Raw genomic sequence first — 24,762 nt, 5'->3', positions numbered from 1 at the left:
TAGTCATATGCTGCTATCTTCGGCGGACCCTTCCCGTTTCAGGAGCCCTGCCCATGAGCGATTCCCAGCGCCCCGTAGCACCCGGCAGCGGCGGGCCGATGGCGGAGCACCCGGACTGGCCCGGGCTGAGCCACGACCTGCCGCCGCTGCTCTGGCTGGAGGCCTTCGAGGTGGCGGCGCGGACCCTGAGCTTCACCGCCGCCGGCCGCGAGCTGAACATCACCCAGTCGGCGGTGAGCCAGCGCATCCGCCTGCTGGAGGACCGCCTCGGTCAGCAGCTGTTCGTGCGTCACCCGCGCAGCCTCAGCCTGAGCCTGGCCGGCCAGGCCTGGCTGCCCTCGATCCAGGCCGCCTTCGTGCGCCTGCGCGACAGCACCGCCGAGGTGTTCGGCCTGACCCGGGACGCGCCGGTGACCCTGCGCGCCACCCCGCTGGCGCAGCAGGCCTGGCTGGCGCCGCGCCTGGTGGCCTTTCACCGGGAGCACCCCGAGGTGGCCTTGCACCTGGCCAGCGGCTTCTGGATCACCGACTTCGGCAGCGAGGGCGCCGACATGGAGATCCGCTACGGCCGCGGCGACTGGGAGGAGCAGGAGTGCGTCGCCCTGGGCGAGGGCGAGGAACAGATGGTGGTGCTGGCGGCGCCGGAACTGGCGGCGCGCCTGCAGGGCCCCGAGGACCTGGCCGGGCAGACGCTGCTGCATTCGGTGGGCTTCGCCGTCGGCTGGCGGGCCTGGTTGCAGGCGGCAGGGGTGGCGGAACTGGAGCGGCAGACCCGGCGGGTCAGCTGCGATACCCAGGTGATGGCCCTGGAGCTGGCGCGCCAGGGCATGGGCCTGGCCCTGGCCCACCGCAATCTGTTCATGCGCTGGCAGCGCGAGGTGCGCCACGGCCTGGTGCCGGTGTTCGACCTGTGCGTGAGCACGCCGGAGCGCTTCTGGCTGGTGCGCCCGCTGCGCCGCCAGCTGCGCGCGCCGGCGCAGCAGCTGTGGGACTGGCTGGTGCGCCACCGCTGCGACTGAGGCGCCGGCTCAGGCGGTCACTGCTGCAGGTAGCTCAGCACCGCGGCCTTGGCGTCCTTGCCGTCGAAGGTGGTCACCCCCTCCAGCCAGGTGTCCAGCCACTGCGGGTTCTTGGCGATCAGCGCCTTGGCCGCGTCCACGGCCGGCTCCTTGTCCATGATCTTCTCCATCATGTGCGACTCCATCTGGATGTCGAACCTCATGTTGCTCACCAGCCGGGCGGCGTTCGGGCAGCGCGCCTGGTAGTCGTTGGCCATCACGGTGTGCACCTTGGCCGCACCGCCGTCCGGCCCCCAGAGGTCGTCGGCGCCGCTGAGGTAGGTCATGTCGAACTGCAGGTTCATCGGGTGCGGGGCCCAGCCGAGGAAGACGATCGGCTCCTGCTTGCGGATGGCCCGCGCGACCTGCAGGCGCATGGCCGTCTCGCTGGACTCGACCAGCTCGAAGTCGCCGAGGTCGTAGCGGTTCTCCTTGATCATGGTCTTGATCAGCTGGTTGCCGCCGGCGCCCGACTCGATGCCGTAGATCTTGCCCTTGAGCTGGTCCTTGAAGCGGGCGATGTCGCTCATGTCCTTGAGGCCGGCGGCGGCCAGGTAGCTGGGCACCGCCAGGGTGAACTTGGCGCCGACCAGGTTGGGCTCCTCCACCAGGGTGACGCTCTTGTCGGCGACCGCCGGCTGGAACAGCGGGTCGGAGGCCGGCGACCAGTAGTCGAGGAAGAAGTCGACATCCTTCTTCTGCACCGAGACCAGGATGATCGGCAGGCTCAGGGTGGAGACCTTCGCCTGGTAGCCCAGGCCCTCGGCCACAGCCATGGTCAGGCCGTTGATCGCGCCGTTGTCCACCCAGCCGACGTCGGCCATGCGCATGGTCTGGCACGCTGGGGCCTCCTGGGCCCAGGACTGGCTGGCGCCGAGGGTCAGTGCAAGAGCCACCAAAGCAGTACGATTCGTTTTATTCATGTTGTTCGTCTCGTCAGGTTCAGGTTGTGGCAGGGGCGAGCGGCGTTACTGGCGCGGCTGCCGCATGGTCGCTGGCGTCAACGCCGGGGGGCTGGCGACAGCGGGGTTGCAGTCTTCGGGCCTTTCCGTTCAGGTGCCTGGGTGGAAATGCGGCCCGGCCGTCCGTGCAGGGCACTCGGCCGGGACCGGGCGCAGACCAAGACTGCGACCTGGCGGAATGGCTGACAAACGATCTATTCGACCGCTAAGGCCAAGCTCAGCTAATGACTGGCTTTTTCATGGATCGTCGAGCACGCCGCACCGTCCCTGTGCGGCCCAGGCTTGAGCGCTGTCCGGCGGTCTGGCTCAGAGGTGCACGTAGAGATCCTCGCCCTCGACGCTGACCGGGTAGGTCTTGGCCTTGATGCGGCGGTCGACGAGGAACTCGCCGGTCTTGATCTCGAATTCCCAGCCATGCCAGGCGCAGCGCACCAGGTCATCGCGTTGGCCGTAGATGAATTCGTAGTGCGCGGTGTCCTGCGTGGTGCCGCACTGCGGCCCCTCGCACAGCGCCGCGCCGCGGTGCGGGCAGACGTTGAGCATGGCGTGGTATTCGCCGCCGACGTTGAAGATGCCGACCGGCAGGTGGCCGAGCTTGACGATCTTCTGCTGGCCGCTGGCGACTTCATGGGTCTTGCAGGCCAGTACTTTCTTCGCATTCATGGGCTTCTCCTCTCTATCAGGCGGTCTTGGCCAGGGGCTGGGTCAGGCGCGAATACACCTTCAGGGCGTTGCCGCCGAGAATGCTGTCGCGCCACTGCGGCGGGATGTGCAGGGATTCGACGCTGTCGTAGTCCCAGTGCGGGTAGTCGGAGGCGAACAGCAGGGTGTTCTCGCCGTCCATCGCCTCGAGGATCGCCCACAGGTGCTCGACCTTGGTGCCCGGTTGCTCCAGCGGCTGGGTGGTGAAGCGGATGTTGCGCTTGAAGTACTCGCTGGGCAGCATCTTCAGCCACGGTGTCTCCTTGCGCAGCGCCTTGTAGTTGGCGTCCAGGCGCCAGAGCACGCTGGGCACCCAGGCCACGCCGCACTCGATGACCACGAAGTACAGGTCCGGCCATTTCTCGAACACGCCCTGGGCGATCATGCTGGCCACGTGGGTCATGGCCGACTGCGGCAGCAGGGCATGGGTCTCCCAGAAATAGGTGGTCGGGCCGGCGCCGATCGGGTTGCTGTTGACCCCGCCCTGGCCGCCCAGGTGGATGGCGAAGGGCAGGCCCATCTCCGCGCAGGCCTCGTAGATGGGGTGGTAGAAGGGGTCGCCATAGGGCCGCTGGGCGCCATGGGAAGCCAGCACCTGGACGATGTCCGGGTGGCCGCCGAGGCGGCGGATTTCCGCGGCGGCGCCGTGCGGGTCGGTCGGGCTGATCAGCAGCGAGCCCTTGAAGCGCCGGTCCTTGGGCAGCCAGTAGTCGACCATCCAGTCGTTGTAGGCGCGCACCAGCGCCGCGGCATAGTGCGGGTTGGCCAGGGTCGAGGCCTCCAGGGCCTCGTCGCCGGTGAGGATGGCATAGTCGATGTTGTAACGATCGAGATGCTTCTCCTTCATGATGCTGTAGTGCTCGTCCTGGGTCGCCGGGTTGATGTCCGCGCGCTTGAAGCCTTCCGGATGCAGCCAGGGGCGGTGGCCGTGGGGGAAGGCTCCGACCGGGCCGGGCTGTTCGCCGCGGATGAAGAAGTCCTTGAAGATCCCGTCCATGTAGGGGAGCAGCACCTCCGCCGACATCCAGTAGTTGTGGCAATCGCAGTCGATGATCGTGGTCATCTTTCAGGCTCCTGTGGTGATGCGTGGCGGTGGGTCGAGGCCGACCCCTGCCACCACGGCTGGGTGATGGCTGCCATCCTATGGGCCTGAATTTGATTTTTATAATGAATTAAAAATACCGTATAAAAGCAAAATTACGATTGATTGCCTGGCCTGGGAGGCCGCGAATGAAGATCGAGTTTCTGGACACCTTCGCCGACCTGGTGGAGACGCGTAACTTCAATCGCACCGCCGAGCGCCTGTGCGTCACCCAGTCGACGGTGAGCATGCGCATCCGCAGCCTGGAGGAGGCGATCGGTGCCCAGCTGTTCATCCGCGGCCGCGCCGGCGCCGAGCTGACCGCCGAGGGCCGGCGCTTCGAGAGCTACGCGGCCAACCTGCGCCTGTGCTGGAACCAGGCGCGTCAGGACATCAGCATGCCGCGCGACTACCAGGGCCGCCTGCGCATCGCCACCCAGGTCAGCCTGTGGCAACGGCTGATCAGCAAATGGGTGTTCTGGCTGCGCCAGGAGTTCCCCAAGACCGCCATCCATGTCGAGGCCGACTACTCCAAGACCATGATCGACGAGCTGGGCTTCGGCAACCTGGACATCGCGGTGCTCTACACCCCGCAGTACCGCCCGGAACTGGAGATCCAGCACCTGTTCGACGAGCGTTTCGTGATGATCGCCTCCAAGCCGCAGTCCCTCGCCGAGGTCGCCGTGGAGCACTATGTGCTGGCCGCCATCAGCCCGCATTTCGTCGCCCGCCACGGCGAGCTGCTGCCGCAGCTGCAGCTGGCGCCGGTGTCCATGGGCCTGGGGGTGATGAGCGTGGAATACCTGCGCGGCCATGGCGGCGCGGCCTACCTGCCGGCCGACCTGGCGCAGCAGCATATCGACAGCGGCGACTTCTTCCCGGTGCTCGACGCGCCGCAGATCGAGCAGCCGGTGTTCGTCTCCTTCCTCAGCAAGAACCGCCACCGCCCGCAGATCGGCAAGGCGCTCAAGGCCCTGCGCCTGATCGCCCTCGACTGAGGAGCATCCGGAGGGTTTAAATCGTAATTAGCGATTAATATCGCCAAAACAACCAATCAACATGATTGGTAGGCTTTCCTCACCCACTGCCGGTCAGCCGCCCGGCATCGCCACGCCGTCGCCTGCGACGCGTCCCCAGCCTGAGGAAAGCCGCCATGCACCACGCCCTGCGGATCGACAACCTGTGTGTCTCCTATGCCGGCCGCCCGGCCGTCGAGGAGGCCAGCCTGTGCATCGAGGCGGGCCAGCTGGTCGGTCTGATCGGCCCCAACGGCGCCGGCAAGTCGACCCTGCTCAAGGCCCTGCTGGAACTGATCCCCCGCGAGCGCGGCCGGGTCGAGGTCCTCGGCCGGCCCCTGGCCCAGGCGCGCCGCCAGGTCGCCTATGTGCCGCAGCGCAGCGCGATCGACTGGCAGTTCCCGATCAATGTGCTGGACACCGTGGTGCTCGGCACCTACCCGAACCTGGGCTGGTTCAACCGGCCCGGGCGCCACGAGCGCCAGCGGGCCCTCGAGTGCCTGCGGCGGGTCGGCCTGCAGGACCTGGCCCAGCGGCAGATCGGCGAGCTGTCCGGCGGCCAGCAGCAGCGGGTGTTCCTGGCCAGGGCGCTGGCGCAGCACGCCGAGCTGTACCTGCTGGACGAGCCCTTCGTCGGCATCGACGCCCTCAGCGAGCGCACCATCATCGGCATCCTCAAGGCCCTGCGCGACGCCGGCAAGACGGTGCTGGTGGTGCACCACGACCTGAGCAAGGCCGCCGCGTATTTCGACCGCGTGCTGCTGATCAACCGGCGCATCCATGGCTACGGCAGCGCCGCCGAGGTCTGCACCCCGGCGGTGCTGGCCGGGGCCTACCTGGGCGAGCTGCCCGGCACCGTACAGCTGGGAGTGGCCTGCTGATGGACTTCCTGCACGCGTTAGTGGAATACGACTTTCTGCAGAAGGCCCTGCTGACCTCGGCCATGGTCGGCATCCTCTGCGGGGTGATCGGTTGCTTCATCATCCTGCGCGGCATGGCGCTGATGGGCGACGCCATCTCCCACGCGGTGCTGCCCGGGGTGGCGCTGTCCTACATGCTCGGCATCAACCTGCTGCTTGGCGCGGTGCTGTCCGGCCTGCTCACCGCCGTGGCCATCGGCTACGTCAGCCAGCACAGCCGGATCAAGCAGGACGTGTCGATCGGCGTGCTGTTCACCGCCGCCTTCGCCCTGGGCATCGTCCTGATCACCCTGCAGAAGAGCAGCAGCGACCTCTACCACGTCCTCTTCGGCAACGTGCTGGCGGTGCGCCCCGGGGACATGGCGCTGACCCTGGCGATCGGCGCCCTGGTGCTGGTGGCCATCTACCTGTTCTACAAGGAGCTGCTGCTCAGCACCTTCGACGCCACCATGGCCGCCGCCAGCGGCCTGCCGGTGCGGCTGATTCACTACCTGCTGCTGACCCTGCTGACCCTGGTCACCGTGGCCTCGCTGCAGACGGTCGGCATCGTCCTGGTGGTGGCCATGCTGATCACCCCGGCGGCGACCGCCTACCTGCTGACCAACCGCCTGTCACTGATGATCGCCTGGGCCGCCGGCCTGGGCCTTGTCTCGGCCTGCTGCGGCCTCTACCTGAGCTTCACCTACAACCTGGCCTCGGGGGCGACCATCGTCATGATCGCGACGGTTTTGTTCTTCGTCGCGCTGCTCCTGTCCCCCAGCCAGGGCCTGGTCTGGCGTGCCCTGCGGGCCAGGCGCCGGCGGCGGCTCAACAATCCCGAACGCTCCCTGCTCAAGCATGAGGTGTCGCCATGATCAGAACCCTGCTGCTGCTCGTCCTCGGCCTCTGGCTGCCCTCGGCCTGGGCCGATAGCGGCGCCAAGCTCAAGGTGGTCACCACCTATTCGATCCTCTACGACATCGTCAAGAACGTCGGCGGCGCGCGGGTGGCGATCCACAGCCTGGCGCCGCTGGGCTCCAACCCCCACGAATACGACCCGCTGCCGCTGGACGTGCAGCACACCAGCGACGCCGACCTGGTGTTCTACAACGGCCTCAACCTGGAGGCCGGCAATGCCTGGTTCGCCAAGCTGCTGCGCACCGCCGGCAAGGCCGGCGCAGACGCCCCGGTGTTCCGCCTGAGCGAGGGCGTCACGCCGCAGTACCTGACCTCCACCGGTCAGGCCGGCAGCGAAGACCCCCACGCCTGGCTGGATGTGCGCAACGGCATGCAGTACGCGCGCAATGCCCGGGACGCCCTGATCCGGGTCGACCCGGCCCATGCCGAGACCTACCGGGCCAATGCCCAGGCCTATCTCGAGCGGCTGCAGTCGCTGCACGACCGGGCGCTGGCGGCCTTCGCCGAGATTCCGGCCGAGCGCCGCTACCTGGTCACCAGCGAGGGGGCCTTCAAGTACTTCTGCGCCGCCTACGGCTTCGAGGCCGGTTACATCTGGGAGATCAATGCGGAGAACCAGGGCACGCCGCAGCAGGTCATCGCCCTGCTCGGGCAGCTCGAACGGCGCCGGGTGCCGGCGCTGTTCGTCGAGACCAGCGTCGATGCGCGCAGCATGCAGATGGTCGCGCGCGAGAGCGGCATCGCCATCGCCGGCACCCTGTACACCGATTCCCTGGGCCTGCCCGGCACGCCGGGGGAGAGCTATGTCGGCATGCTCGAGGCGAACATCCGCACCATCCTCGCCGCCCTGCGTTAGCCGTGCGAGGCCGCGGCGGCCGTGGTGGCCGCCACGGTCAGGGGCGCAGCGCGGCTCAGGTCCCCGACTTGATCCGCGTCCAGGCGCGGGTGCGCAGGCGTTCGGCCTTCTGCGGCAGCGGCTTGAGCACGTACAGGGTCTTCTGCGCCTCAGCATTCGGGGTCAGGTCGGGGTTGTCGCGGATTTCCGCGCTGACCAGCGGCATCGAGCTCTTGTTCGGGTTCGGGTAGCCGAGGAAGGTGCTGATCGGCGCCACCACCTGCGGGTCGAGCAGGTTGTTGAGGAACTCGTGGGCTTCGTCGACGTTCTGCGCGCTGGCCGGGATGGCGAAGGAATCGAACCACAGCGGCGCGCCTTCCTTGGGCAGGCGCCAGTCGATGACCACGCCGTTGCCGGCTTCTTTGGCGCGGTTGGCGAACTGGTAGAAGCTGCCCGAATAGCCGATGGCCACGCAGATGTTACCGTTGGCGATGTCGTTCATGTACTTGGCCGAGTGGAAGTAGCGCACGTGCGGGCGGATCTTCAGCAACAGTTCGGTGGCCTTGTCGTAGTCCTCGCGCTGGGTGCTGGAGGGGTCCAGGCCCAGGTAGTGCAGGGCGATCGGCAGGATCTCGCCGGGCGAGTCGAGCATGGTCACCCCGCACTGGGCCAGCTTGGCGGCGTTCTCCTCCTTGAAGATCAGGTCCCAGCTATTGACCGGGGCGTCTTCGCCGAGGGCGGCCTTGACCTTGTCCGGGTTGAAGCCGAGCAGCACGGTGCCGTACATGTAGGGCACCGCATGCTCGTTGCCCGGGTCGTTGGCGGTCATCAGCTCGAGCAGCGCCGGGTCGAGGTGCCGCCAATTGGGCAGCTGGCTCTTGTCCAGCTTCTGGAACACGCCGGCGCGGATCTGGGTGTCGAGGAAGGTGTTGGACGGCACCACCAGGTCGTAGCCCGAGTTGCCGGTGAGCAGCTTGGCCTCCAGGGCCTCGTTGGTGTCGAACACGTCCCAGGTCAGCTGGATGCCGCTCTTGGCCTGAAACTCCTTGGGTACCGAAGGCAGCATGTAGTCGGCCCAGTTGTACACGCGCAGCTCGCGCGGCTGGTCGGCGGCCTGGGCCTGGCCGAGGCCGCCGAGCAGGGCGCCGGCCCAGAGGCTGGCGGTCAGGGTGCGGGTGAGTCTGTTCATCAGGGTTACTCCATTCTTGTAGTGAGTTAACGCTGTGGTGGGGGTGGCTGGATAGAGCGCCATCCACCCCGACGAGCCGAATCCTTGGAGCGGGCTCAGGCGCCCTCGAAACCTTCCAGCACGTTCACCGCATTGACCCCGATCGCCTCCACCGCGTAACCGCCCTCCATGACGAACAGAGTCGGCAGGCCGAGGGCCTCGATGCGCTGGCCCATGCGCAGGTAGTCCGGGCTGTCGAGCTTGAACTGGGAGATCGGGTCGTCCTTGAAGGTATCCACCCCCAGCGACACCACCAGCACCTCGGCGCCGGACTCGGCGATGCGCCGGCAGGCCTGCTCCAGGGCCGCGCTCCAGGTCGCCCAGTCGCTGCCGGCCGGCAGCGGGTAGTTGAAGTTGCAGCCCTCGCCGGCGCCTTCGCCGCACTCGTCGGCATAGCCGAGGAAGAACGGGAACTCCGCGGCCGGGTCGCCGTGGATCGAGGCCACCACCACGTCGCTACGCGCGTAGAAGATCGACTGGGTGCCGTTGCCGTGGTGGTAGTCGACGTCGAGGATCGCCACCTTGGCGCGGCCCTGGTCGAGGAAGGCCTGGGCGGCGATGGCGGCGTTGTTCAGGTAGCAGTAGCCGCCCATCACCTCGGCGGCGGCGTGGTGGCCCGGCGGCCGGCACAGGGCGAAGGCGCTGTGGGCGCCGGCGGCGATCTGCGCCTGGGCGCTGAGGGCCACCTGGGCGGCGCTGTAGGCCGCCTGCCAGGTGCCGGCGGTGATCGGCGCGCCGGCATCGAAGCTGTAGTAGCCGAGCTGGCCGTGCAGGCTGCTGGGCAACTGCTGGCGCAGGGTGCGCGCCGGCCAGGTGTAGGGCAGCAGGTCGCCCTTGCCGCCCTGGGCCTGCCAGCGGGCCCAGGCGCCTTCGAGGAAGTCCAGGTAGGCCGGCGAGTGGATGCGCGCCAGCGGCGCGCGGCCGAAGTCCTTGGGCGCACGTACCTCGCCGAGTCCGCGCTCCTTGACCCGTGCGAGGATATGGTCGGCGCGCTGCGGTTTCTCGAAGCAGGGCAGCAGCTGGCCGTCGATCAGCTCGCAGCTGCCGTGGTGCAGGTGATGGTCGTCGCTGTAGTAGGTCAGCATGGGTGAACGGCTCCCGGGCTCGCTTGTGGTTGTGGGAGTCATTGTTCGCCCAGGTGGCCGGCGGGAGAACGCTGGCAACGGCCAATAGGGGATCGAAGTGGCCAAATTCAGCGGCCGCGGCCGTCGGGTAGAGCGTAGGTTGGATTAGCGAAGCGTAATTCGGCAGGCCGAAGCCCCCGGATGACGCCTGCGGCTAATCCAGGCTAGGCGCGGAATCGACTCGGGGCGACGCCGCTCCAGCGCTGGAAGGCATGGCGGAAGCTGGCGCTCTCGCTGAAGCCCAGCGCCTCGGCGATGCGGCAGATCGGCCAGTCCTCCCGGGCCAGCAGGGCCTTGGCCCGTTCGAAGCGCAGCTCGTCGAGCAGTTCCTGGTAGTGGGTGCCGAGTTCCTGCAGGTGGCGGCGCAGGGTGCGCGGCGAGCAGTGCATCTGCTGCGCCAACTGCTCCAGGCCAGGCGGCTCGGCCAGTTGGCTGGCCAGAGCCTCGCGCACCCGCTGCAGCCATTGCTGGCGCGTGGTGAACTCGACGTTCTGCTTGCGGCAGCGTTCGAGCATGTCCTGGTGGGTCACCGGGTCGGCCAGTGGCAGGCGCCGCTGCAGCCATTCGACGGGGAAGGCGAAGGCATTGCGAGGGGCGTCGAACTGCAGCGGGCAGGGAAAGCTGGCCGCGTAGCGCGCGACGTAGTCGGGCCTGGCGTGCTGGAACTGGGCCGCGGCCAGGGGCAGCGGCCGGCCCAGCAGCTCGTCGCAAACCAGCCTGAGCGAGGCCAGGCACATCTCCACGTTGAAGCGCTCCAGCGCCGCGTCATGGCGGTAGTCGGCGGCGCCGACCCAGGCCAGTTCGCCTTCGACGCTCAGTTCCAGCTTGAAGTAGGTGCCGAGCAGGGCCGGGTACTGCAGCAGCAGGCGCCAGGCGTCACCAAAGGTGGCAGCCGACAGCGCGGCGTAACCGAGCAGGCCGTAGGACGACACATGCAGGCGCCGGCCCAGCGCCAGGCCGAGGTCGGCGCGCCGCTCCAGGGCATTGGCACACACCTGCAACTCCTGGGTGCGGGTGATGCGCCGCTCGCCGCTGGCCAGCTCGGCGGGGCGGATGCCGCTGCCGGCCAGCAGGGCCTCGGCCTGCTCGGGCCGCTCGGCGAGCAGCTCGAGGATCAGGGCGACCACGTGCAGGGTGGTCAGGTGGGCATGCAGCATCGGTGGCGTCCGCGGTCTTCTGGTGGCCGACTGTCGGCAAGAAGCGAGCAAGAAGCATACCGCGAATGTCGACGACCCCACGGTCGGGCGTGGCGGAGGGTGGCCGCTCAGGCGAAGACGCTGACGGTCTGGCGGCTGACCAGCGCCGTGTGGCCGTGGCGGTCCCACAGGGTGGCATCGATATGGCTGTAGCCGTTGGCGGCATGCTGGATGTCGGCCAGGTACTGCCACCAGTCGCCGCCCGTGCAGGCCTCGGGGCGCTCGACGAAGCCGAGGCTCCAGGTCAGGGTGCTGCCGGCGGCCGGGGCCTTGAGCAGGCTGAATACCGCCGGCGGCCAGGCATCCAGCAGGCACAGCAGTTCGGCCACCCCGGCCGCCTGGCCGCCCGGCTCGCGCAGGCGGATCCAGCCGCCCAGGTGGGGCTCCCGGCCGCCCATAAAGGGCATCTTGCCGACCGCATAACGGTAGTCGAAGTGCTGGGTGAAGTCCGGCGTCAGGCCGGGGATGAAGGGAAACTGCGTTGCGGCTTCTGGGCTCTTGGTGGTCGGTGCGTTCATGGCCGCCACGCTCACGGCCGAGGCGCGGTCGCCGCCGAAGCTGGCCAGCATCACCACGCAGGGCTGACCGTCTTGATAGGCCGTGGCCTGCACCTGGGTCGCCGCCTTGCCTTCGCGCAGCACCCTGACCTGCACATCCAGGGCGCCGGGTGCCACTGGGGCGACGAACGAAACCATCAGCGAGCGCAGCGCCCGCTCGGCGGCCACCCGCGGGCGGATCTTCTCGAACAGGCAGGCGGCCAGCAGGCCGCCGAAGGTAGCCCGGCCCTGGCCCCAGTGCTCGGGAATCTGCACCTGGCTGGGGGATGAGGCGCAGGCGGCGTGCAGCATCTCGGCAAAATTCATGGTCGTTCCTCTGGTTAGGCGATGGCGCGGCTATGGGGGTGGCCCTGAGCGGCCAGATGGCTGTCGAGGAAGGCGCTCACCCGCTGCGCGTAGGCCTCGGGCTGCGCCGCATAGGCCAGGGTGTGCTGGGCCCCCGGTACCTGCCAGAACTCGCTATGGGTGGCCTGGGCCAGGGCCTGGTGCAGCTGCCGGCCGTCCCGCACCGGGGTGTAGGGGTCGTCCTCGCCGTAGATCAGCAGCAGGGGCGGCTGGCCCACCAGCCGGGTGGCGGCATGGAGCGGGCGCAGGCGCCGCTCGCCGGCCGGATAGAGCAGCCTGGACAACTGGATGCCGAGCCGGGGAATGGGGTAGCGGCGCCAGAAGTGCAGCAGGGTCGGAAAGGCCGACTCGAGCACCGCGGCCTTGAACGGATGTCCGGCCTGGGCCAGGGCGCAGACGCTCATGGCCGCGCCCATGGAGGCGCCGAGCAGCGCCAGCGGCAGTTGCGGGTAGCGGGTCTGCAGGACCTGGCCGGCGGCCAGCACGTCCAGGGGGTAGTCCATGGTGGTGGAGCTGCTCTCGCCGAAGCCGTTGAGGTCGAACAGCATCACGTGATAACCGGCCCGGCGCAGCAGCTCGGCGTGGCCCTGTTTCAGCCAGAAACCCTTGGCCGCCGTGCCCATGGGGTGGGCCAATAGCACCGCGCCCTTGGCCTCGGGCGTATGGGCCTCGGCCAGCAGGGCGGCCAGGCGGGCGCCCGAGCCGCTGGCGATGCTCAGGCGCTGCCAGGGGCCCTGGTCGATACCCTCCGGCCAGCGCCAAGGCCGCATGAAGCGACCGAAGAAGGGTTTTTTGAACAGTCGATAGGCTGTATGTTTCATCGCCGCGCTCCTCTTGGACCATGGTGCTAAGTCGCCCGTAGTGGCGCCTCCCATCCCCTGGTGGGGCGCCATGCTAGGCAGCGGGGGACGGGCTCACCATGGGTGAAAATGACGAAAAGCGTGCGAAAAGCGCGGCTAACGGGCCGGCGAAAAACCTAGGCGAGGCAGGGAAGTGAGGAGATTGCGATGAAGGTGACGGTTCTGATGGCCGATCGCTGCTCGGCCACCAGCGTATCGGCGGCCCTGGAGTTCCTCGAGTGCGCCAACGTGTTGCACCAGTTCGCCACCGGAGGTGCCGGCACCGTCCCCTTCGAGGTGCAGAGCGTGTCCATCGACGGCGCGCCGGTGACCTGCACCGGCGGTCTGCGCCTGACGCCGCACAAGGCCCTGGCCGAGGTCGGGGACAGCGACCTGGTCATAGTGCCGGGCTTCATGTTCAACATCCTCGCGGTACTGCCCGAGATGGGCCCGGTGTGCGCCTGGCTGCGCCATCACCATGGGCGTAACGGCTATATCGCCAGCATGTGCACCGGCACTTTCGTCACCGCCCAGGCCGGCCTGCTGGACGGCAAGCGCGCCACCACCCACTGGATCTTCGCCGAGCAGTTCGCCCGGCACTTCCCGCGGGTGCGGCTGCAGGCCGAGCGCACGGTGACCGACGACGGCCTGCTGCTCTGTTCGGCCGGCTCGACCACCGGCAGCGACCTGCTGCTGCACATCATCCGCCGCTTCGCCTCGCCCCAGCTGGCCGCCGAATGCTCTAAAAAGTTGTTGGTCGACAGCGCCGAGCGCAGCCAGACGCCCTACATGAGCGGCCCGTTCGACAAGACCCACCAGGACCAGGAGGTGCTGAAGGTGCAGATCTGGCTGGAGAAGCACCTGGCCGAGCCCATCGCCCTGGAGCAGGTCGCCGAGCGCTTCGCCCTGACCCCGCGCAGCCTGATCCGGCGCTTCAAGGACGCCACCGGGCAGACCCCCGGGCAGTACCTGCAGAACCTGCGCATCGAGCGGGCCAAGCACCTGCTGGAGGGCGGGCAGGAGAACTTCGAGCGCATCACCCAGCAGGTGGGCTACGAGGACGGCAGCTCCTTCCGCCGCCTGTTCAAGCAGCGGGTCGGCATCGCGCCGGGCGCCTACCGGCGGCGCTTCAACAGCCAGCAGCGCGGCGGCGAGCGCTAGCCCGCCAGCCTACAGGCCGTACTTCTTCACCTTGTCGAACAGCGTGGTCTTGGCCATGCCCAGGGCCTGGCTGGCCTGGCTGAGGTTGCCGGCGTGGCGCGCCAGGGCGTCGCCCAGCAGGCTGCGCTCGAAGGCCTCCACCGCCTCGGCGAAGCTCGGCCCGCCGGCGTCCGCGGTCGGGCCGCTGTGCTTGAAGGCCGGCAGGCCGAGGGCGAAGCGCTCGGCGACGTTGCGCAGCTCGCGCACGTTGCCCGGCCAGTCGTGGGCCAGCAGCGCGGCCAGGGTGTGGCGGTCCGGTTCGGGCGCCGGGCGGTCGAAGCGCAGCGCGGCCAGCTGCAGGAAGTGCTCGAACAGCAGGCCGATGTCCTCGCGCCGCTCGCGCAGCGGCGGCAGTTCCAGGCTGACCACGTTGAGCCGGTAGTAGAGGTCGCTGCGGAACTGCCCGGCGCGGCCGAGGGCGTCGAGGTCGGCCTTGGTCGCGGCGATCACCCGGCAGTCCACGGCGATCGGCTGGTTCGAGCCCAGACGCTCCAGGCTGTGCTCCTGCAGCACCCGCAGCAGCTTGATCTGCAGGTTCAGCGGCATGCTCTCGATCTCGTCGAGGAACAGGCTGCCGCCGTCGGCGTGTTCGATCTTGCCGATGCGCCGCTTGCCGGCGCCGGTGAAGGCATGGGCCTCGTGGCCGAAGATCTCGCTCTCGAACAGGTTCTCCGGCAGGCCGCCGCAGTTGAGGGCGACGAACTGTTTGCGCGAGCGCCGGCTGAAATCGTGCAGGCAGCGCGCCACCAGCTCCTTGCCGGTGCCGGTCTCGCCCTCGATCAGCACGTTGGCGCCGGTATCGGCGACGTTGGCGATCAACTCGCGCAGGCGCTGCATGGCCGGCGAGCGGCCGATCAGGCGTTGCTCCAGGGCCTGGCGCCCGGCCAACTGGCGGCGCAGCTCGCCGACCTCGCGGGCCAGGCCGCGCTGGGCCAGGGCGCGGCGGCAGACCTCGACCAGGCGCTCCGGGGAGAAGGGCTTCTCGATAAAGTCGTAGGCGCCGTCGCGCATCGCGCCCACCGCCATGGCGATGTCGCCGTGGCCGGTGATCAGCACCACCGGCAGGCTCGGATCGCGGCGCTTGAGCTCGCTCAGCAGCTGCAGGCCGTCCAGGCCGGGCAGGCGGATGTCGCTGACCACTATGCCGGGAAAATCCGCGCCGACCCGCGCCAGGGCCTGCTCGGCGCTGCCCAGGCCCTCGCTGGGGATGTCTTCCAGGGCCAGGGCCTGCTGGCAGCCGAGCAGGACATGGGGGTCGTCTTCGACGATCAGGACGCTGAGGGCTTCAGCCATGGTGTGGAGGCTCCAGGGGCATGCCGGCGTGCAGCGCCAGGCTGAGGATAAAGGCCGTGCCGCCTTCGTCCGGGTGGCGCACGCCGAGGCTGCCGCCGGCGGCGGCGGCCAGGCTGGCCGACAGGGTCAGGCCCAGGCCCAGGCCCTGCTCGCCGGGCTTGGTGGTGAAGAAGGGCTCGAACAGGTGGCCGCGCAGCGCCGGGTCGATGCCCGGGCCGTTGTCGCGCACTTCCAGCTGGTAGCGGGCGCCGTCCAGGGCGCCGCTGAGCCACAGGCGTCGGTCGCGCTGCCGGGCCATGGCGTCCAGGGCGTTGCCGATCAGGTTGACCAGGATCTGTTCCAGGCGGGTCTGGTCGATGGCCAGGCGCAGCGGCTCCTGGCCCGGCTCCGGGCTATAGCCGCGACCGACGATCAGGGGCGTGCGCTGCAGGCGCGGGTGCAACAGCATCAGCGCCGCCTCCACCGCCTTGTCCAGGTCGGCCTGGCCGTGGTCGTCCGAGCGGCGGGCGAAGGCGCGCAGGCTGGCGGTGATCTTGCCCATACGGTCGACCAGCTCGCCGATGGTCTGCAGGTTGCTGCCGGCCACGTCCAGGGCGCCGCGCTGGAGGAAGCGCACGGTGTTGCCGGACAGGGTGCGCAGGGCCGCCAGCGGCTGGTTGAGTTCGTGGGCGATGCTGGTGGACATCTGCCCGATCACCGCCAGCTTGCCGGCCTGGACCAGCTCGTCCTGGGTCTTGCGCAGGTTGGCCTCGGTCTGCCGGCGCTCGCCGATCTCGGCCTTGAGCCGCTCGTTGCTGGCGCGCAGGGAGCGGGTGCGGTCGGCGATGCGTCGTTCCAGCTGGCTGTTGGCCTGCTCCAGGGCCTCGCGGGCGGCCAGGCGGGTGGCGATCACCTTGCGCCGCTGGTTCAGCGCCAGGCCGAGGAAGATCAGCAGGGCGCAGGCCACGGCGGCCAGCAGGGCGTGGCCGATGGCCGTGCGGCGCTGGTCGCGCAGCGGGGTGAGCAGGGTCAGGTGCCAGGGGGTGTCGTCCAGGGCGCGGCTCTGCTGCAGGTAGTTGACCGCCTCGACGGCCTGGCCGGGACCGGCGGCGGCGAAGCTGACCTGCTCGATGCCCTCGCCCAGGCTCTGGCGCGCCAGGGGCTGCAACTCCTCCAGGGCCACCCAGTGGTACTGCAGGCTGCGCGCCAGGCGCTCGCGGGTGTTCGGGCCCAGGGGGTAGACGGCCTTGAGCCGGCGCGCCGGGTCGCTTGCGAGGATGATGATGCCGTTCTCGTCGCTGACGTAGGCCTCCAGGCGGGCGCGCTGCCAGCGCTGCTCCAGGGCATCCAGGCGCACCTTGACCACCGCCACGCCGATGATCCGCTCGCCCTGCTTGAGGCCGTGGGCCAGGTAGTAGCCGGGTTCGCCGGTGGTGCTGCCGATGCCGTAGAAGCGCCCGGGGCGGCCGGCCATGGCGTCCTGGAAGTAGGCGCGGAACGACAGGTCCTCGCCGAGGAAGCTGCTCGGCTCGCGCCAGTTGCTGGTGGCCAGCACCCGGCCCTCGGTGTCCAGCACATAGGTGGCCAGGCTGCCGCTGCGCTGGTTGAGCCCCTCGAGGAAGTCGTTGACCCGCTGGCGGCGGTAGTGACTGGGCGTCTGCAGCAGGCGGCGGACGTCGTCGTTGAGCTCCAGCAGGCTGGGCAGGTAGGTGTACTTGGTGATCTCGCTTTCCACCGCCCGGGCGTTGAGCTCCAGCTGGCGTTCGCCGTTCTCGGCCAGGGCGCGGATGCCCACCCCCGCGCTGATGCGGTAGCCGGCGTAGCCACAGGCGAGCACCAGGGCCAGCAGCAGGAGCGGCAGCAGCAGATGGCGGGTCAGACGCGGCTTCACGGTCAGGGCGGGCGGCATGGCGCCAAGGCAGGCGGGAGGGCATTGCATCACAGTCGTCCGGGGCTGACCAGTTGCGGCGGGCGAGCGGTGAGCCGCCCGCCCCATCCTAGGCCTCAGTGCTGGAGGATCTTGGCGAGGAACTGCTGGGCCCGCTCGGAGCGGGCATTGATGTCGCCGAAGAACTCGTCCTTGGGGCAGTCCTCGACGATCTTGCCGGCATCCATGAAGATCACCCGGTCGGCGACCTTGCGCGCGAAGCCCATCTCGTGGGTCACGCACATCATGGTCATGCCCTCGTTGGCCAGCTGCACCATCACGTCGAGCACCTCGTTGACCATCTCCGGGTCCAGGGCCGAGGTCGGCTCGTCGAACAGCATCACCACCGGGTCCATGGCCAGGGCGCGGGCGATGGCCACGCGCTGCTGCTGGCCGCCGGACAGCTGGCCGGGGTGCTTGTGCGCGTGGGCGCCCAGGCCGACCCGCTCGAGCAGGGCCAGGCCCTTCTCGGTGGCCTCGGCCTTGCTGCGGCCGAGCACCTTGATCTGGGCGATGGTCAGGTTCTCGGTGATCGACAGGTGGGGGAACAGCTCGAAGTGCTGGAACACCATGCCGACCCGCGAGCGCAGTTTGGGCAGGTCGGTCTTGCGGTCGGCGATCGAGGTGGCGTCGACCACTATGTCGCCCTTCTGGAAGGGCTCCAGGGCGTTGACGCACTTGATCAGGGTCGACTTGCCCGAGCCGGACGGCCCGCACACCACCACCACCTCGCCCTTCTTCACCTCGGTGCTGCAGTCGCTGAGCACCTGGAAGTCCCCGTACCACTTGTTGACGTTCTGGATCGAGATCATACGGCTAACCTTTTTTGCAGATGCTTGACCAGCTGCGAGGCGGAAAAGCTGATGAGGAAGTAGACCAACCCGGCGAAGATCAGGAACTCATGGGCCTGGCCGATGATGTCGCCGCGCGAGCGGGCGGCGTTGAGGAAGTCCATCAGGCCCACGGTGTAGACCAGCGAGGTGTCCTGGAACAGGATGATGCTCTGCTGCAGCAGCAGTGGGGTCATCTTGCGGAACGCCTGGGGCAGGATGATCAGGCGCATGCTCTGGGCGTAGGTCATGCCCAGGGCGCTGGCCGCGCCCATCTGGCCCTTGGGGATGGCCTGGATGCCGGCGCGCACGATCTCGCAGAAGTAGGCCGCCTCGAACATGATGAAGGCCACCAGGCAGGAGCTGAAGGCGCCCACCGGGGTGTCTTCGCCGGTGATCCAGCGCAGCACGAAGGGCACCGCGAAGTAGAACCAGGTGATCACCAGCAGCAGCGGGATGGAGCGGAAATAGTTGACGTAGGTGGCGGCGAAGTTGGCCAGCAGGCGGTTCGGCGACAGCCGCAGCAGCGCCAGCAGGGTGCCCAGCAGCACGCCGCCGAGCACGCCGAGGACCATCAGCTTGAGGGTCATCCACATGCCGTCGGCCAGGCCCGGCAGGGCCGGGATGATCGCGGAAAAGTCCATCACTTGCCTCCTACGGCGATCAGCCCGGGGACCGCGACCTTCTTCTCCACCACCCGCATCAGCTGCATCAGCGTCATGTTCAGGGTGAAGTAGATCAGCGTGGCCAGGGTGAAGGCCTCGAACAGGTTGGCGCTGAACTCGGCGGTCTGCTTGGTCTGCGCCAGCAGCTCCATCAGGCCGATCAAGGACGCCACCGAGGAATTCTTGAAGATGTTGAGAAATTCCGAGGTCAGCGGCGGGATGACGATGCGCAGCGCCTGGGGCAGCAGCACGTTGGCGTAGATCTGCGGCAGGCGCAGGCCCATGGCGTAGCCGGCGGCGGTCTGGCCCTTGGGCAGCGCCTGGATGCCGGTGCGCACCTGCTCGCAGACCCGTGCGGCGGTGAACAGGCCCAGGCACAGCACCACGCTGAGGTAGGCCGAGGTGGCCGGCGCCAGGTCCTGCTTGAACCACAGCTCCAGCGGCTCGGGCAGCAGGTCCGGCACCAGGAAGTACCAGAGGAACAGCTGTACCAGCAGCGGCACGTTGCGAAACACCTCCACATAGGCGGTGGCGATGCCGGCCAGCACGCGGTTCGGCACGGTGCGCAGCACGCCCAGCAGCGTGCCCAGCAGCAGGGCGATGACCCAGCCGACCAGGGCGATGGCGATGGTCCAGCCCAGGCCGGTGAAGAACCAGTCCAGGTAGATTTCGCTGCCGATGCCGGTGGACTTGAAGAAGATGCCCCAGTCCCAGTTGTAATTCATATGGGTAAAACCTCGGGTGTCGCCAGATTCAGCCGCCCGCTCGCCGGTCTTCGCCGGCATCGGCGGCTGCATCCAAAACCATGGGTTGGCGGGGGCTGGGCAGGCGCTTGCCGGCCCCGTCCGCGGTTGGCGAACGTGCCCCCGGTCCATCTTGGTGGTAGCGGGGAGTGGGCCGCGCAGGGCCCTGGGCTCCCGGTTCCCCGCCGGCGCACCCCTCGTGAGGGCGCCCCGGCGTCACCGTCACAGCTGCTCGGCAGACTTGTCGGTGGGGTTGGCGATGAGCTTCTTCAGCTCGGCGCTCATGGGGAAGTTGAGGTTCAGGCCCTTCGGCGGGATGGGCTGCATGAACCACTTGTCGTAGATGGCGGTGACTTCGCCGGACTGGTAGGTGGCGGTGATGGCGCCGTCGACCAGCGCCTTGAACGCCGGGTCGCCCTTGCGCACCATGCAGCCGTAGATCTCGAACGACTGCGGGGTGCCGACCACGGCCCAGTCGGCCGGGTTCTTGGCCTTGGCCATCTCGCCGTAGAGCAGGGCGTCGTCCATCATGAAGGCCACCGCGCGGCCGGACTCGAGCATCAGGAAGGACTCGCCGTGGTCCTTGGCCGAGATGATGTTCATGCCCATCTCTTTCTCGGCGTTCATGCTCTTGAGCAGGCGCTCGGAGGTGGTGCCGGCGGTGGTCACCACGTTCTTGCCCTTGAGGTCGGCGAAGTCGGCGATGCCCGAGCTCTTCTTGGCCAGCAGGCGGGTGCCCACCTCGAAGATGCCCACGGAGAAGTCGACCTGCTGCTGGCGCTCGACGTTGTTGGTGGTGGAGCCGCACTCCAGGTCCACGGTGCCGTTCTGCACCAGCGGGATGCGGGTCTGCGAGGTCACCAGGTTGTAGCGCACCTTGAGGTCCGGCAGCTCCAGCTTCTGCTTGATCGCCTCGACCACCTTCAGCTGCAGGTCATGGGAGAAGCCCACCGGCTGCTGCGGGCTGTCGCCGAAGTAGGAGAAGGGGATGGAGGCGTCGCGGTGGCCCAGGACGATGGTGCCGGACTCCTTGATCTTCTTCAGGGTGCCGGTCAGTTCCTCGGCCAGCGCCGGGGCGCTGAGCAGGCCGGCGGTCAGGGCGATGGCGACGGCGCGGGAAAGCGTGCTCTTGGTCATGCGGATTCTCACTGTTGTTGTTATCGGACCGGACGGCTGGCTGCCCGGCGGCTAAGGCGTTGGCTTGCCTGCAGTGAGTTAGAGCAGGGAGCGTGCCAGCTGCATTGCCGGCCTCTTTATCAATATAAATTATTGAAAATAAAGGAAAAATATATTTGATTGGCGACTGGGGCCGAGATGCCGCGTTCGCCATGGCGAACAGCGGGCGCTGGGCGCATTCGGAAAACCGAACGGCGTTGGGGCAGGCTATTCGTCTTCCACCGAGGGGGGGCGAGGCCACTCGCTACTTTTTTCGCGGTGATGGGGAGTGAGGTGTGGTGTCAGCCATTCCCGGCTTTTGCTGCACATTCGGGTTGCGCCCCCTCGGGCGCCTTACTTTTCTTTGCTCCGCATCGGCGTCCGGTACAAAGAAAAGTAAGCAAAAGAAACACGCCCCGGCATCCGGGTCTCGCTGCGCGAGACTTCCCTCGCGCCGGCACCGCTCTGGGGTACGTCACGAAGGGGCGTCCCTGCCCCTTCGTGACTCGCTCGGCGTCCTGCCTCGCGTCCCCCTGCGCAGCGCCTCTGCTCGGCCTCCTGACGGGGATCGTTCCACGGCTGACACACCGAGGTATGGCTGGACGGCAGCGGCGGCTGTGCTGGCCACTTGGCGCGAAGCGGGCCAGCGGGCGCGGCGCCGACTCGATGATTGGTCTTGCGCAGGAAGTGGTGCCGGGACCCGGGTCCCCTCAGGAGGCCGAGTGCAATCGCCGTGGAAGGGGTCGAGCGGCAGGGATGCCGCGAGAGCTGCGATGGGCCAGGGAGGGCCCTTCGTAGCGGGCCCCTGGAGCGGCGATGGAGCGAGGGGACCCTGGCGCAGCCAGGGCCGGATGTGGGGTGTGCTTTCTTCTTGGTTACTTCTTCTTTGCACAAGCAAAGAAGAAGTAACTCGCCCGAGGGGGCGAAACCAGCAGGTGCGGCCAACACAGAAAAGCGGCAGAACTCCGGCCGGGGCGACCACACCCAACGCCGCTTTGCTCAACAGCGGAACGTCAGGCGCCTATATCGCTCCACACCGCGAACTCATTGCCGCTGGGCTCGATGAAGTGAAAGCGCCGACCGCCGGGGAAGGCGAAGATGGCCTTGCTGATCCGCCCGCCGGCCCGCTCGACCTTGGCCTGGGTTTCCTCCAGGGCGCCGCTGTAGAACACCAGCAGGGCGCTGCCCTTGTCCTGCACCGCGCACAGCTCGGACTTGAAGAAACCGCCATCCAGCCCCTGATCGGCAAACGCCGTGTACTCGGGGCCGTAATCGGTGAAGACCCAGCCGAACGCGGCCTCGAAGAAGGCCTTGGTCGCGGCCAGGTCCCTGGCCGGGAGTTCGACGTAGTTGAGTTTTCCGTGCTGGTTCATAAGTGTGCTCCTTTCGACTCTTGAACCTCAGTTTCGCGCTTTTCCGGCTTCCAGAATCGGCAAACCGGCCTCGGTCGGTATATAGATGCGCTCGCCCTTGCCGTCCTGCAGTCCCTTGATCCAGATATACCGCAAGTATTCCTCGTTGTGTTTCAGGGATTCGCCGATGATCCGGTTGGCCTCGGCCGCCGCCTTCGCGCGCTCGATATCGGCCGCCCCTTCGGCTTTCGCCTGAACAATTTTAGCCTTCCCCTCCGCCTCGGCGAGGGTGACTCGGGCCTTGGCCTGCATCAGCGCCGCCTGCTCGCGGGCCTTGGCCTCTTCGATCAGGATCTGCTTCGACCACTCGGCTTCTTTCAGCGCGGCCTGACCGTTGAGCTGCATCTTGTAGACGTTGTATTTGGGCCAGGCCCAGAGCGCCAGGGCGATAGCGATAAACCCGGCGATTACCAGAAAAGCCAGCGTTCCAAAGGCCAAGGCCTGTCTGTTTTGGTACATCCAATACTCCGTTGGTCTGTGTGGGATAGGGGTCAATAAATAGTGTGGTTAAAACCAGTTCGTTGCTGTTCTTCCGCATGGCTGGTGGGCAAGCCAAGCGTTGCCCGTTCTACGGAAGCCAACGTTGCAGCGGCCACGTAGGGTGGAAAACGGCGAAGCCATTTTCACCGTGAATATCCGGGCTGTTCGTCGAAAGATGAAAAAGTGCGGCTCTTGCGGGTCCACAGACGTGGCGGGAGGAGGCACATCCAGATATCCATATCCTGCTGAGGCGGGGTGTGCCGGCAGTCTGCCCCCTCGGGGCCTTCCAGCTCAAGGGCTTGCGCAGCCCCGCATGGCCTATATAGAGGAACGAGCAGACACGGCGGCGCCCGGCGCCGGCGACGGACGGTCACGCAGGGGGGGCGCTCTTTGTGTCGTTACGCTATACTGCGCCGCCTTTAAACCCGCCCGCTCGCGGGTTTGACCCGAACATGACAAGCCACGCCTCTGTGCGTGGCTTGTTGGTTTTTGACGCGCCGTGAGGCGCCCGATGAAGAGGCACGACGATGAGCGCACTGGTTGGCGTGATCATGGGCTCCAAGTCCGATTGGTCCACCCTTAGCCACACCGCCGAGATGCTGGACAAGCTGGGCATCCCCCATGAGGTCAAGGTGGTGTCCGCCCACCGCACCCCGGATCTGCTGTTCCAGTATGCCGAGGAGGCCGAAGGCCGCGGCATTCAGGTGATCATCGCCGGGGCCGGCGGTGCCGCCCATCTGCCGGGCATGTGCGCGGCCAAGACCCATCTGCCGGTGCTCGGCGTGCCGGTGCAGTCGTCGATGCTGTCGGGCGTCGACTCGCTGCTGTCGATCGTGCAGATGCCGGCCGGCGTGCCGGTCGCTACCCTGGCCATCGGCAAGGCCGGTGCGGTCAACGCGGCGCTGCTGGCGGCGAGCATCCTCGGTCACCAGCACCCGCAGTACCATGCGGCGCTCAAGCAGTTCCGCCAGGAGCAGACCGAGACCGTGCTGGACAACCCGGACCCGCGCCAGGCCTGAGGGCCGCGCCGGCAACCGGGGATGAGTCGCGCGGGCCAACCCGCGCCCAGGGCAGTGCAGAGGGCCGCAGGCGCTTGCGGCCGTTGATGAGGTAGAACCATGAAGATCGGTGTAATAGGTGGCGGCCAGCTGGGCCGCATGCTGGCCCTGGCCGGTACCCCGCTGGGGATGAACTTCGCCTTCCTCGACCCGGCGCCGGACGCCTGCGCCCAGGCCCTGGGCGAGCACATCCGCGCCGACTACGGCGACCAGGACCACCTGCGCCAGCTGGCCGACGAGGTGGACCTGGTGACCTTCGAGTTCGAGAGCGTGCCGGCCGAGACCGTGGCCTTCCTCTCGCAGTTCGTGCCGGTCTACCCCTGCGCCGAGTCGCTGCGCATCGCCCGCGACCGCTGGTTCGAGAAGTCCATGTTCAAGGACCTGGGCATCCCCACCCCGGACTTCGCCAACGTGCTGAGCCAGGCCGACCTGGACGCCGCGGTGGCCGGCATCGGCCTGCCGGCGGTGCTCAAGACCCGCACCCTAGGCTACGACGGCAAGGGCCAGAAGGTCCTGCGTGCTGCCTCCGACGTGGTCGATGCCTTCGCCGAGCTGGGCAGCGTGCCATGCATCCTCGAGGGCTTCGTGCCCTTCACCGGCGAGGTGTCGCTGGTGGCGGTGCGCGGCCGCGACGGCGAGACGCGCTTCTACCCGCTGGTGCACAACCGCCACGACAGCGGCATCCTCGCCCTGTCGGTGGCTAGCACCGATCACCCGCTGCAGGCCCTGGCCGAGGACTATGTCGGCCGCGTGCTGCAGAAGCTCGACTACGTCGGCGTGCTGGCCTTCGAGTTCTTCGAGGTCGACGGCGGCCTCAAGGCCAACGAGATCGCCCCGCGGGTGCACAACTCCGGGCACTGGACCATCGAAGGCGCCGAGTGCAGTCAGTTCGAGAACCACCTGCGCGCCGTCGCCGGCCTGCCGCTGGGCTCCACCGCCAAGGTCGGCGAGAGCGCCATGCTCAACTTCATCGGCGCGGTGCCGGCGGTCGACAAGGTCGTGGCCATCGACGACTGCCACCTGCACCACTACGGCAAGGCCTTCAAGATCGGTCGCAAGGTCGGCCACGCCACCCTGCGCTGCGCCGATCGCGCCACCCTGGAGCGCAAGATCGCCGAAGTCCAGGCGCTGATCGAGCCGGCCTGAGGCGCTGCCGACGACCTGTCCGGGCGGCGGCGGATTGAACCTCTGCCGCCGCCTCCCGTCTGATGGCCTAGCGCCACAGGCTTTGCGCCTGAGGTTTCCCATCTGGCTGGAGGG

At 68.0% G+C, this 24,762-nt stretch carries 24 protein-coding genes; 8 read left to right on the top strand and 16 right to left on the bottom strand.

Annotated elements, in window-relative coordinates:
* The first annotated feature begins 53 nt into the window (after nucleotides 1–53).
* Nucleotides 54–1,019 (top strand): LysR substrate-binding domain-containing protein, encoded by a 966-nt coding sequence (locus ACSX1C_RS15290; RefSeq protein WP_439886839.1) that lies wholly within the window; start codon nucleotides 54–56, stop codon nucleotides 1,017–1,019.
* A 17-nt stretch (nucleotides 1,020–1,036) separates the two neighbouring features.
* On the opposite strand, the gene choX is transcribed toward ACSX1C_RS15290, so the two are convergent.
* The 3 genes from choX to ACSX1C_RS15275 all read right to left on the bottom strand — a co-directional run bounded on the left by choX (nucleotide 1,037) and on the right by ACSX1C_RS15275 (nucleotide 3,785).
* On the bottom strand, nucleotides 1,037–1,981 hold the full coding sequence (choX, locus tag ACSX1C_RS15285; RefSeq protein WP_439886838.1) for a choline ABC transporter substrate-binding protein: 945 nt from the start codon (nucleotides 1,979–1,981) through the stop codon (nucleotides 1,037–1,039).
* Nucleotides 1,982–2,326: 345 nt separating this feature from the next.
* A complete protein-coding gene (locus ACSX1C_RS15280; protein ID WP_439886837.1) occupies nucleotides 2,327–2,683 on the bottom strand; it encodes a Rieske (2Fe-2S) protein in 357 nt (118 codons plus the stop codon).
* Between the two features lie 16 nt (nucleotides 2,684–2,699).
* The gene (locus tag ACSX1C_RS15275; protein WP_208709627.1) at nucleotides 2,700–3,785 is read right to left on the bottom strand and encodes an amidohydrolase family protein; all 1,086 of its coding nucleotides are present in this window, start codon (nucleotides 3,783–3,785) and stop codon (nucleotides 2,700–2,702) included.
* A 167-nt stretch (nucleotides 3,786–3,952) separates the two neighbouring features.
* Here ACSX1C_RS15275 and ACSX1C_RS15270 point away from each other — a divergent pair, with 167 nt between their 5' ends.
* From ACSX1C_RS15270 to ACSX1C_RS15255, 4 genes are all read left to right on the top strand, one after another.
* Nucleotides 3,953–4,801 carry a LysR family transcriptional regulator gene (locus ACSX1C_RS15270; RefSeq protein WP_439886836.1) on the top strand — a complete coding sequence of 283 codons (849 nt, stop codon included), beginning with the start codon at nucleotides 3,953–3,955 and terminating at the stop codon, nucleotides 4,799–4,801.
* 155 nt (nucleotides 4,802–4,956) lie between these two features.
* Nucleotides 4,957–5,700, top strand: a complete 744-nt coding sequence (locus ACSX1C_RS15265) for a metal ABC transporter ATP-binding protein (RefSeq protein WP_439886835.1) — start codon at nucleotides 4,957–4,959, stop codon at nucleotides 5,698–5,700.
* Nucleotides 5,700–6,593 (top strand): metal ABC transporter permease, encoded by an 894-nt coding sequence (locus tag ACSX1C_RS15260; protein ID WP_439886834.1) that lies wholly within the window; start codon nucleotides 5,700–5,702, stop codon nucleotides 6,591–6,593. The genes ACSX1C_RS15265 and ACSX1C_RS15260 overlap by 1 nt, the downstream gene beginning before the upstream one ends.
* On the top strand, nucleotides 6,590–7,492 hold the full coding sequence (locus ACSX1C_RS15255; RefSeq protein WP_439886833.1) for a metal ABC transporter substrate-binding protein: 903 nt from the start codon (nucleotides 6,590–6,592) through the stop codon (nucleotides 7,490–7,492). Before ACSX1C_RS15260 ends, ACSX1C_RS15255 begins: the two co-directional genes overlap by 4 nt.
* Before the next feature lie 55 nt (nucleotides 7,493–7,547).
* On the opposite strand, the gene ACSX1C_RS15250 is transcribed toward ACSX1C_RS15255, so the two are convergent.
* The 5 genes from ACSX1C_RS15250 to ACSX1C_RS15230 form a co-directional block, all read right to left on the bottom strand.
* Nucleotides 7,548–8,660: a polyamine ABC transporter substrate-binding protein gene (locus ACSX1C_RS15250; RefSeq protein WP_439886832.1), complete on the bottom strand. Its 1,113-nt coding sequence runs from the start codon at nucleotides 8,658–8,660 to the stop codon at nucleotides 7,548–7,550.
* Nucleotides 8,661–8,755: 95 nt separating this feature from the next.
* Nucleotides 8,756–9,784, bottom strand: coding sequence for a histone deacetylase family protein (locus tag ACSX1C_RS15245; protein ID WP_439886831.1), 1,029 nt, complete (start codon nucleotides 9,782–9,784; stop codon nucleotides 8,756–8,758).
* Nucleotides 9,785–9,987: 203 nt separating this feature from the next.
* A complete protein-coding gene (locus tag ACSX1C_RS15240) occupies nucleotides 9,988–10,980 on the bottom strand; it encodes an AraC family transcriptional regulator (RefSeq protein ID WP_439886830.1) in 993 nt (330 codons plus the stop codon).
* Between the two features lie 107 nt (nucleotides 10,981–11,087).
* Nucleotides 11,088–11,882, bottom strand: a complete 795-nt coding sequence (locus ACSX1C_RS15235) for an acyl-CoA thioesterase (RefSeq protein WP_439886829.1) — start codon at nucleotides 11,880–11,882, stop codon at nucleotides 11,088–11,090.
* A 14-nt stretch (nucleotides 11,883–11,896) separates the two neighbouring features.
* Nucleotides 11,897–12,742 carry an alpha/beta hydrolase family protein gene (locus ACSX1C_RS15230; protein WP_439886828.1) on the bottom strand — a complete coding sequence of 282 codons (846 nt, stop codon included), beginning with the start codon at nucleotides 12,740–12,742 and terminating at the stop codon, nucleotides 11,897–11,899.
* A 186-nt stretch (nucleotides 12,743–12,928) separates the two neighbouring features.
* Here ACSX1C_RS15230 and ACSX1C_RS15225 point away from each other — a divergent pair, with 186 nt between their 5' ends.
* Complete coding sequence (locus ACSX1C_RS15225; RefSeq protein ID WP_439886827.1) at nucleotides 12,929–13,921, top strand: GlxA family transcriptional regulator; 993 nt, start codon at nucleotides 12,929–12,931, stop codon at nucleotides 13,919–13,921.
* Between the two features lie 9 nt (nucleotides 13,922–13,930).
* On the opposite strand, the gene ACSX1C_RS15220 is transcribed toward ACSX1C_RS15225, so the two are convergent.
* From ACSX1C_RS15220 to ACSX1C_RS15185, 8 genes are all read right to left on the bottom strand, one after another.
* Nucleotides 13,931–15,253, bottom strand: coding sequence for a sigma-54-dependent transcriptional regulator (locus ACSX1C_RS15220; protein WP_439886826.1), 1,323 nt, complete (start codon nucleotides 15,251–15,253; stop codon nucleotides 13,931–13,933).
* Nucleotides 15,246–17,171 carry a sensor histidine kinase gene (locus ACSX1C_RS15215; RefSeq protein ID WP_439886825.1) on the bottom strand — a complete coding sequence of 642 codons (1,926 nt, stop codon included), beginning with the start codon at nucleotides 17,169–17,171 and terminating at the stop codon, nucleotides 15,246–15,248. Before ACSX1C_RS15215 ends, ACSX1C_RS15220 begins: the two co-directional genes overlap by 8 nt.
* A 65-nt stretch (nucleotides 17,172–17,236) precedes the next feature.
* The gene (locus ACSX1C_RS15210) at nucleotides 17,237–17,971 is read right to left on the bottom strand and encodes an amino acid ABC transporter ATP-binding protein (protein WP_439886824.1); all 735 of its coding nucleotides are present in this window, start codon (nucleotides 17,969–17,971) and stop codon (nucleotides 17,237–17,239) included.
* On the bottom strand, nucleotides 17,968–18,636 hold the full coding sequence (locus ACSX1C_RS15205; RefSeq protein ID WP_439886823.1) for an amino acid ABC transporter permease: 669 nt from the start codon (nucleotides 18,634–18,636) through the stop codon (nucleotides 17,968–17,970). Before ACSX1C_RS15205 ends, ACSX1C_RS15210 begins: the two co-directional genes overlap by 4 nt.
* Nucleotides 18,633–19,379, bottom strand: coding sequence for an amino acid ABC transporter permease (locus ACSX1C_RS15200; RefSeq protein WP_369958380.1), 747 nt, complete (start codon nucleotides 19,377–19,379; stop codon nucleotides 18,633–18,635). Before ACSX1C_RS15200 ends, ACSX1C_RS15205 begins: the two co-directional genes overlap by 4 nt.
* A gap of 240 nt (nucleotides 19,380–19,619) precedes the next feature.
* Complete coding sequence (locus ACSX1C_RS15195; RefSeq protein ID WP_439886822.1) at nucleotides 19,620–20,534, bottom strand: glutamate/aspartate ABC transporter substrate-binding protein; 915 nt, start codon at nucleotides 20,532–20,534, stop codon at nucleotides 19,620–19,622.
* A gap of 1,031 nt (nucleotides 20,535–21,565) precedes the next feature.
* Entirely contained in the window at nucleotides 21,566–21,925 is a 360-nt protein-coding gene (locus ACSX1C_RS15190; protein WP_439886821.1) for a VOC family protein, read from the bottom strand.
* Between the two features lie 27 nt (nucleotides 21,926–21,952).
* Entirely contained in the window at nucleotides 21,953–22,423 is a 471-nt protein-coding gene (locus tag ACSX1C_RS15185) for a hypothetical protein (protein ID WP_318644421.1), read from the bottom strand.
* A 548-nt stretch (nucleotides 22,424–22,971) separates the two neighbouring features.
* Here ACSX1C_RS15185 and purE point away from each other — a divergent pair.
* Together purE and ACSX1C_RS15175 are read left to right on the top strand one after the other, a co-directional pair.
* On the top strand, nucleotides 22,972–23,463 hold the full coding sequence (gene purE / locus ACSX1C_RS15180) for a 5-(carboxyamino)imidazole ribonucleotide mutase (RefSeq protein ID WP_439886820.1): 492 nt from the start codon (nucleotides 22,972–22,974) through the stop codon (nucleotides 23,461–23,463).
* A 99-nt stretch (nucleotides 23,464–23,562) separates the two neighbouring features.
* Nucleotides 23,563–24,648 carry a 5-(carboxyamino)imidazole ribonucleotide synthase gene (locus ACSX1C_RS15175; RefSeq protein WP_439886819.1) on the top strand — a complete coding sequence of 362 codons (1,086 nt, stop codon included), beginning with the start codon at nucleotides 23,563–23,565 and terminating at the stop codon, nucleotides 24,646–24,648.
* Nucleotides 24,649–24,762: the final 114 nt, after the last annotated feature.

The organism is Pseudomonas sp. MBLB4123 (assembly GCF_051904775.1).
GTDB lineage: Bacteria > Pseudomonadota > Gammaproteobacteria > Pseudomonadales > Pseudomonadaceae > Aquipseudomonas > Aquipseudomonas benzenivorans_B.
Note: the sequence above shows the minus strand (reverse complement) of the source record. Positions and strands in the feature narration are given on the sequence as shown.

Coding starts and splice junctions, on each gene's coding strand:
- ACSX1C_RS15235 (WP_439886829.1), bottom strand. CDS start 11,882: ATGAATTTTGCCGAGATGCTGCACGCCGCCTGCGCCTCATCCCCCAGC.
- ACSX1C_RS15200 (WP_369958380.1), bottom strand. CDS start 19,379: ATGAATTACAACTGGGACTGGGGCATCTTCTTCAAGTCCACCGGCATC.
- ACSX1C_RS15175 (WP_439886819.1), top strand. CDS start 23,563: ATGAAGATCGGTGTAATAGGTGGCGGCCAGCTGGGCCGCATGCTGGCC.
- ACSX1C_RS15265 (WP_439886835.1), top strand. CDS start 4,957: ATGCACCACGCCCTGCGGATCGACAACCTGTGTGTCTCCTATGCCGGC.
- ACSX1C_RS15275 (WP_208709627.1), bottom strand. CDS start 3,785: ATGACCACGATCATCGACTGCGATTGCCACAACTACTGGATGTCGGCG.
- ACSX1C_RS15185 (WP_318644421.1), bottom strand. CDS start 22,423: ATGTACCAAAACAGACAGGCCTTGGCCTTTGGAACGCTGGCTTTTCTG.
- ACSX1C_RS15290 (WP_439886839.1), top strand. CDS start 54: ATGAGCGATTCCCAGCGCCCCGTAGCACCCGGCAGCGGCGGGCCGATG.
- purE (WP_439886820.1), top strand. CDS start 22,972: ATGAGCGCACTGGTTGGCGTGATCATGGGCTCCAAGTCCGATTGGTCC.
- ACSX1C_RS15240 (WP_439886830.1), bottom strand. CDS start 10,980: ATGCTGCATGCCCACCTGACCACCCTGCACGTGGTCGCCCTGATCCTC.
- ACSX1C_RS15245 (WP_439886831.1), bottom strand. CDS start 9,784: ATGCTGACCTACTACAGCGACGACCATCACCTGCACCACGGCAGCTGC.
- ACSX1C_RS15215 (WP_439886825.1), bottom strand. CDS start 17,171: ATGCAATGCCCTCCCGCCTGCCTTGGCGCCATGCCGCCCGCCCTGACC.
- ACSX1C_RS15280 (WP_439886837.1), bottom strand. CDS start 2,683: ATGAATGCGAAGAAAGTACTGGCCTGCAAGACCCATGAAGTCGCCAGC.
- ACSX1C_RS15210 (WP_439886824.1), bottom strand. CDS start 17,971: ATGATCTCGATCCAGAACGTCAACAAGTGGTACGGGGACTTCCAGGTG.
- ACSX1C_RS15260 (WP_439886834.1), top strand. CDS start 5,700: ATGGACTTCCTGCACGCGTTAGTGGAATACGACTTTCTGCAGAAGGCC.
- ACSX1C_RS15220 (WP_439886826.1), bottom strand. CDS start 15,253: ATGGCTGAAGCCCTCAGCGTCCTGATCGTCGAAGACGACCCCCATGTC.
- ACSX1C_RS15230 (WP_439886828.1), bottom strand. CDS start 12,742: ATGAAACATACAGCCTATCGACTGTTCAAAAAACCCTTCTTCGGTCGC.
- ACSX1C_RS15255 (WP_439886833.1), top strand. CDS start 6,590: ATGATCAGAACCCTGCTGCTGCTCGTCCTCGGCCTCTGGCTGCCCTCG.
- ACSX1C_RS15250 (WP_439886832.1), bottom strand. CDS start 8,660: ATGAACAGACTCACCCGCACCCTGACCGCCAGCCTCTGGGCCGGCGCC.
- choX (WP_439886838.1), bottom strand. CDS start 1,981: ATGAATAAAACGAATCGTACTGCTTTGGTGGCTCTTGCACTGACCCTC.
- ACSX1C_RS15190 (WP_439886821.1), bottom strand. CDS start 21,925: ATGAACCAGCACGGAAAACTCAACTACGTCGAACTCCCGGCCAGGGAC.
- ACSX1C_RS15225 (WP_439886827.1), top strand. CDS start 12,929: ATGAAGGTGACGGTTCTGATGGCCGATCGCTGCTCGGCCACCAGCGTA.
- ACSX1C_RS15270 (WP_439886836.1), top strand. CDS start 3,953: ATGAAGATCGAGTTTCTGGACACCTTCGCCGACCTGGTGGAGACGCGT.
- ACSX1C_RS15195 (WP_439886822.1), bottom strand. CDS start 20,534: ATGACCAAGAGCACGCTTTCCCGCGCCGTCGCCATCGCCCTGACCGCC.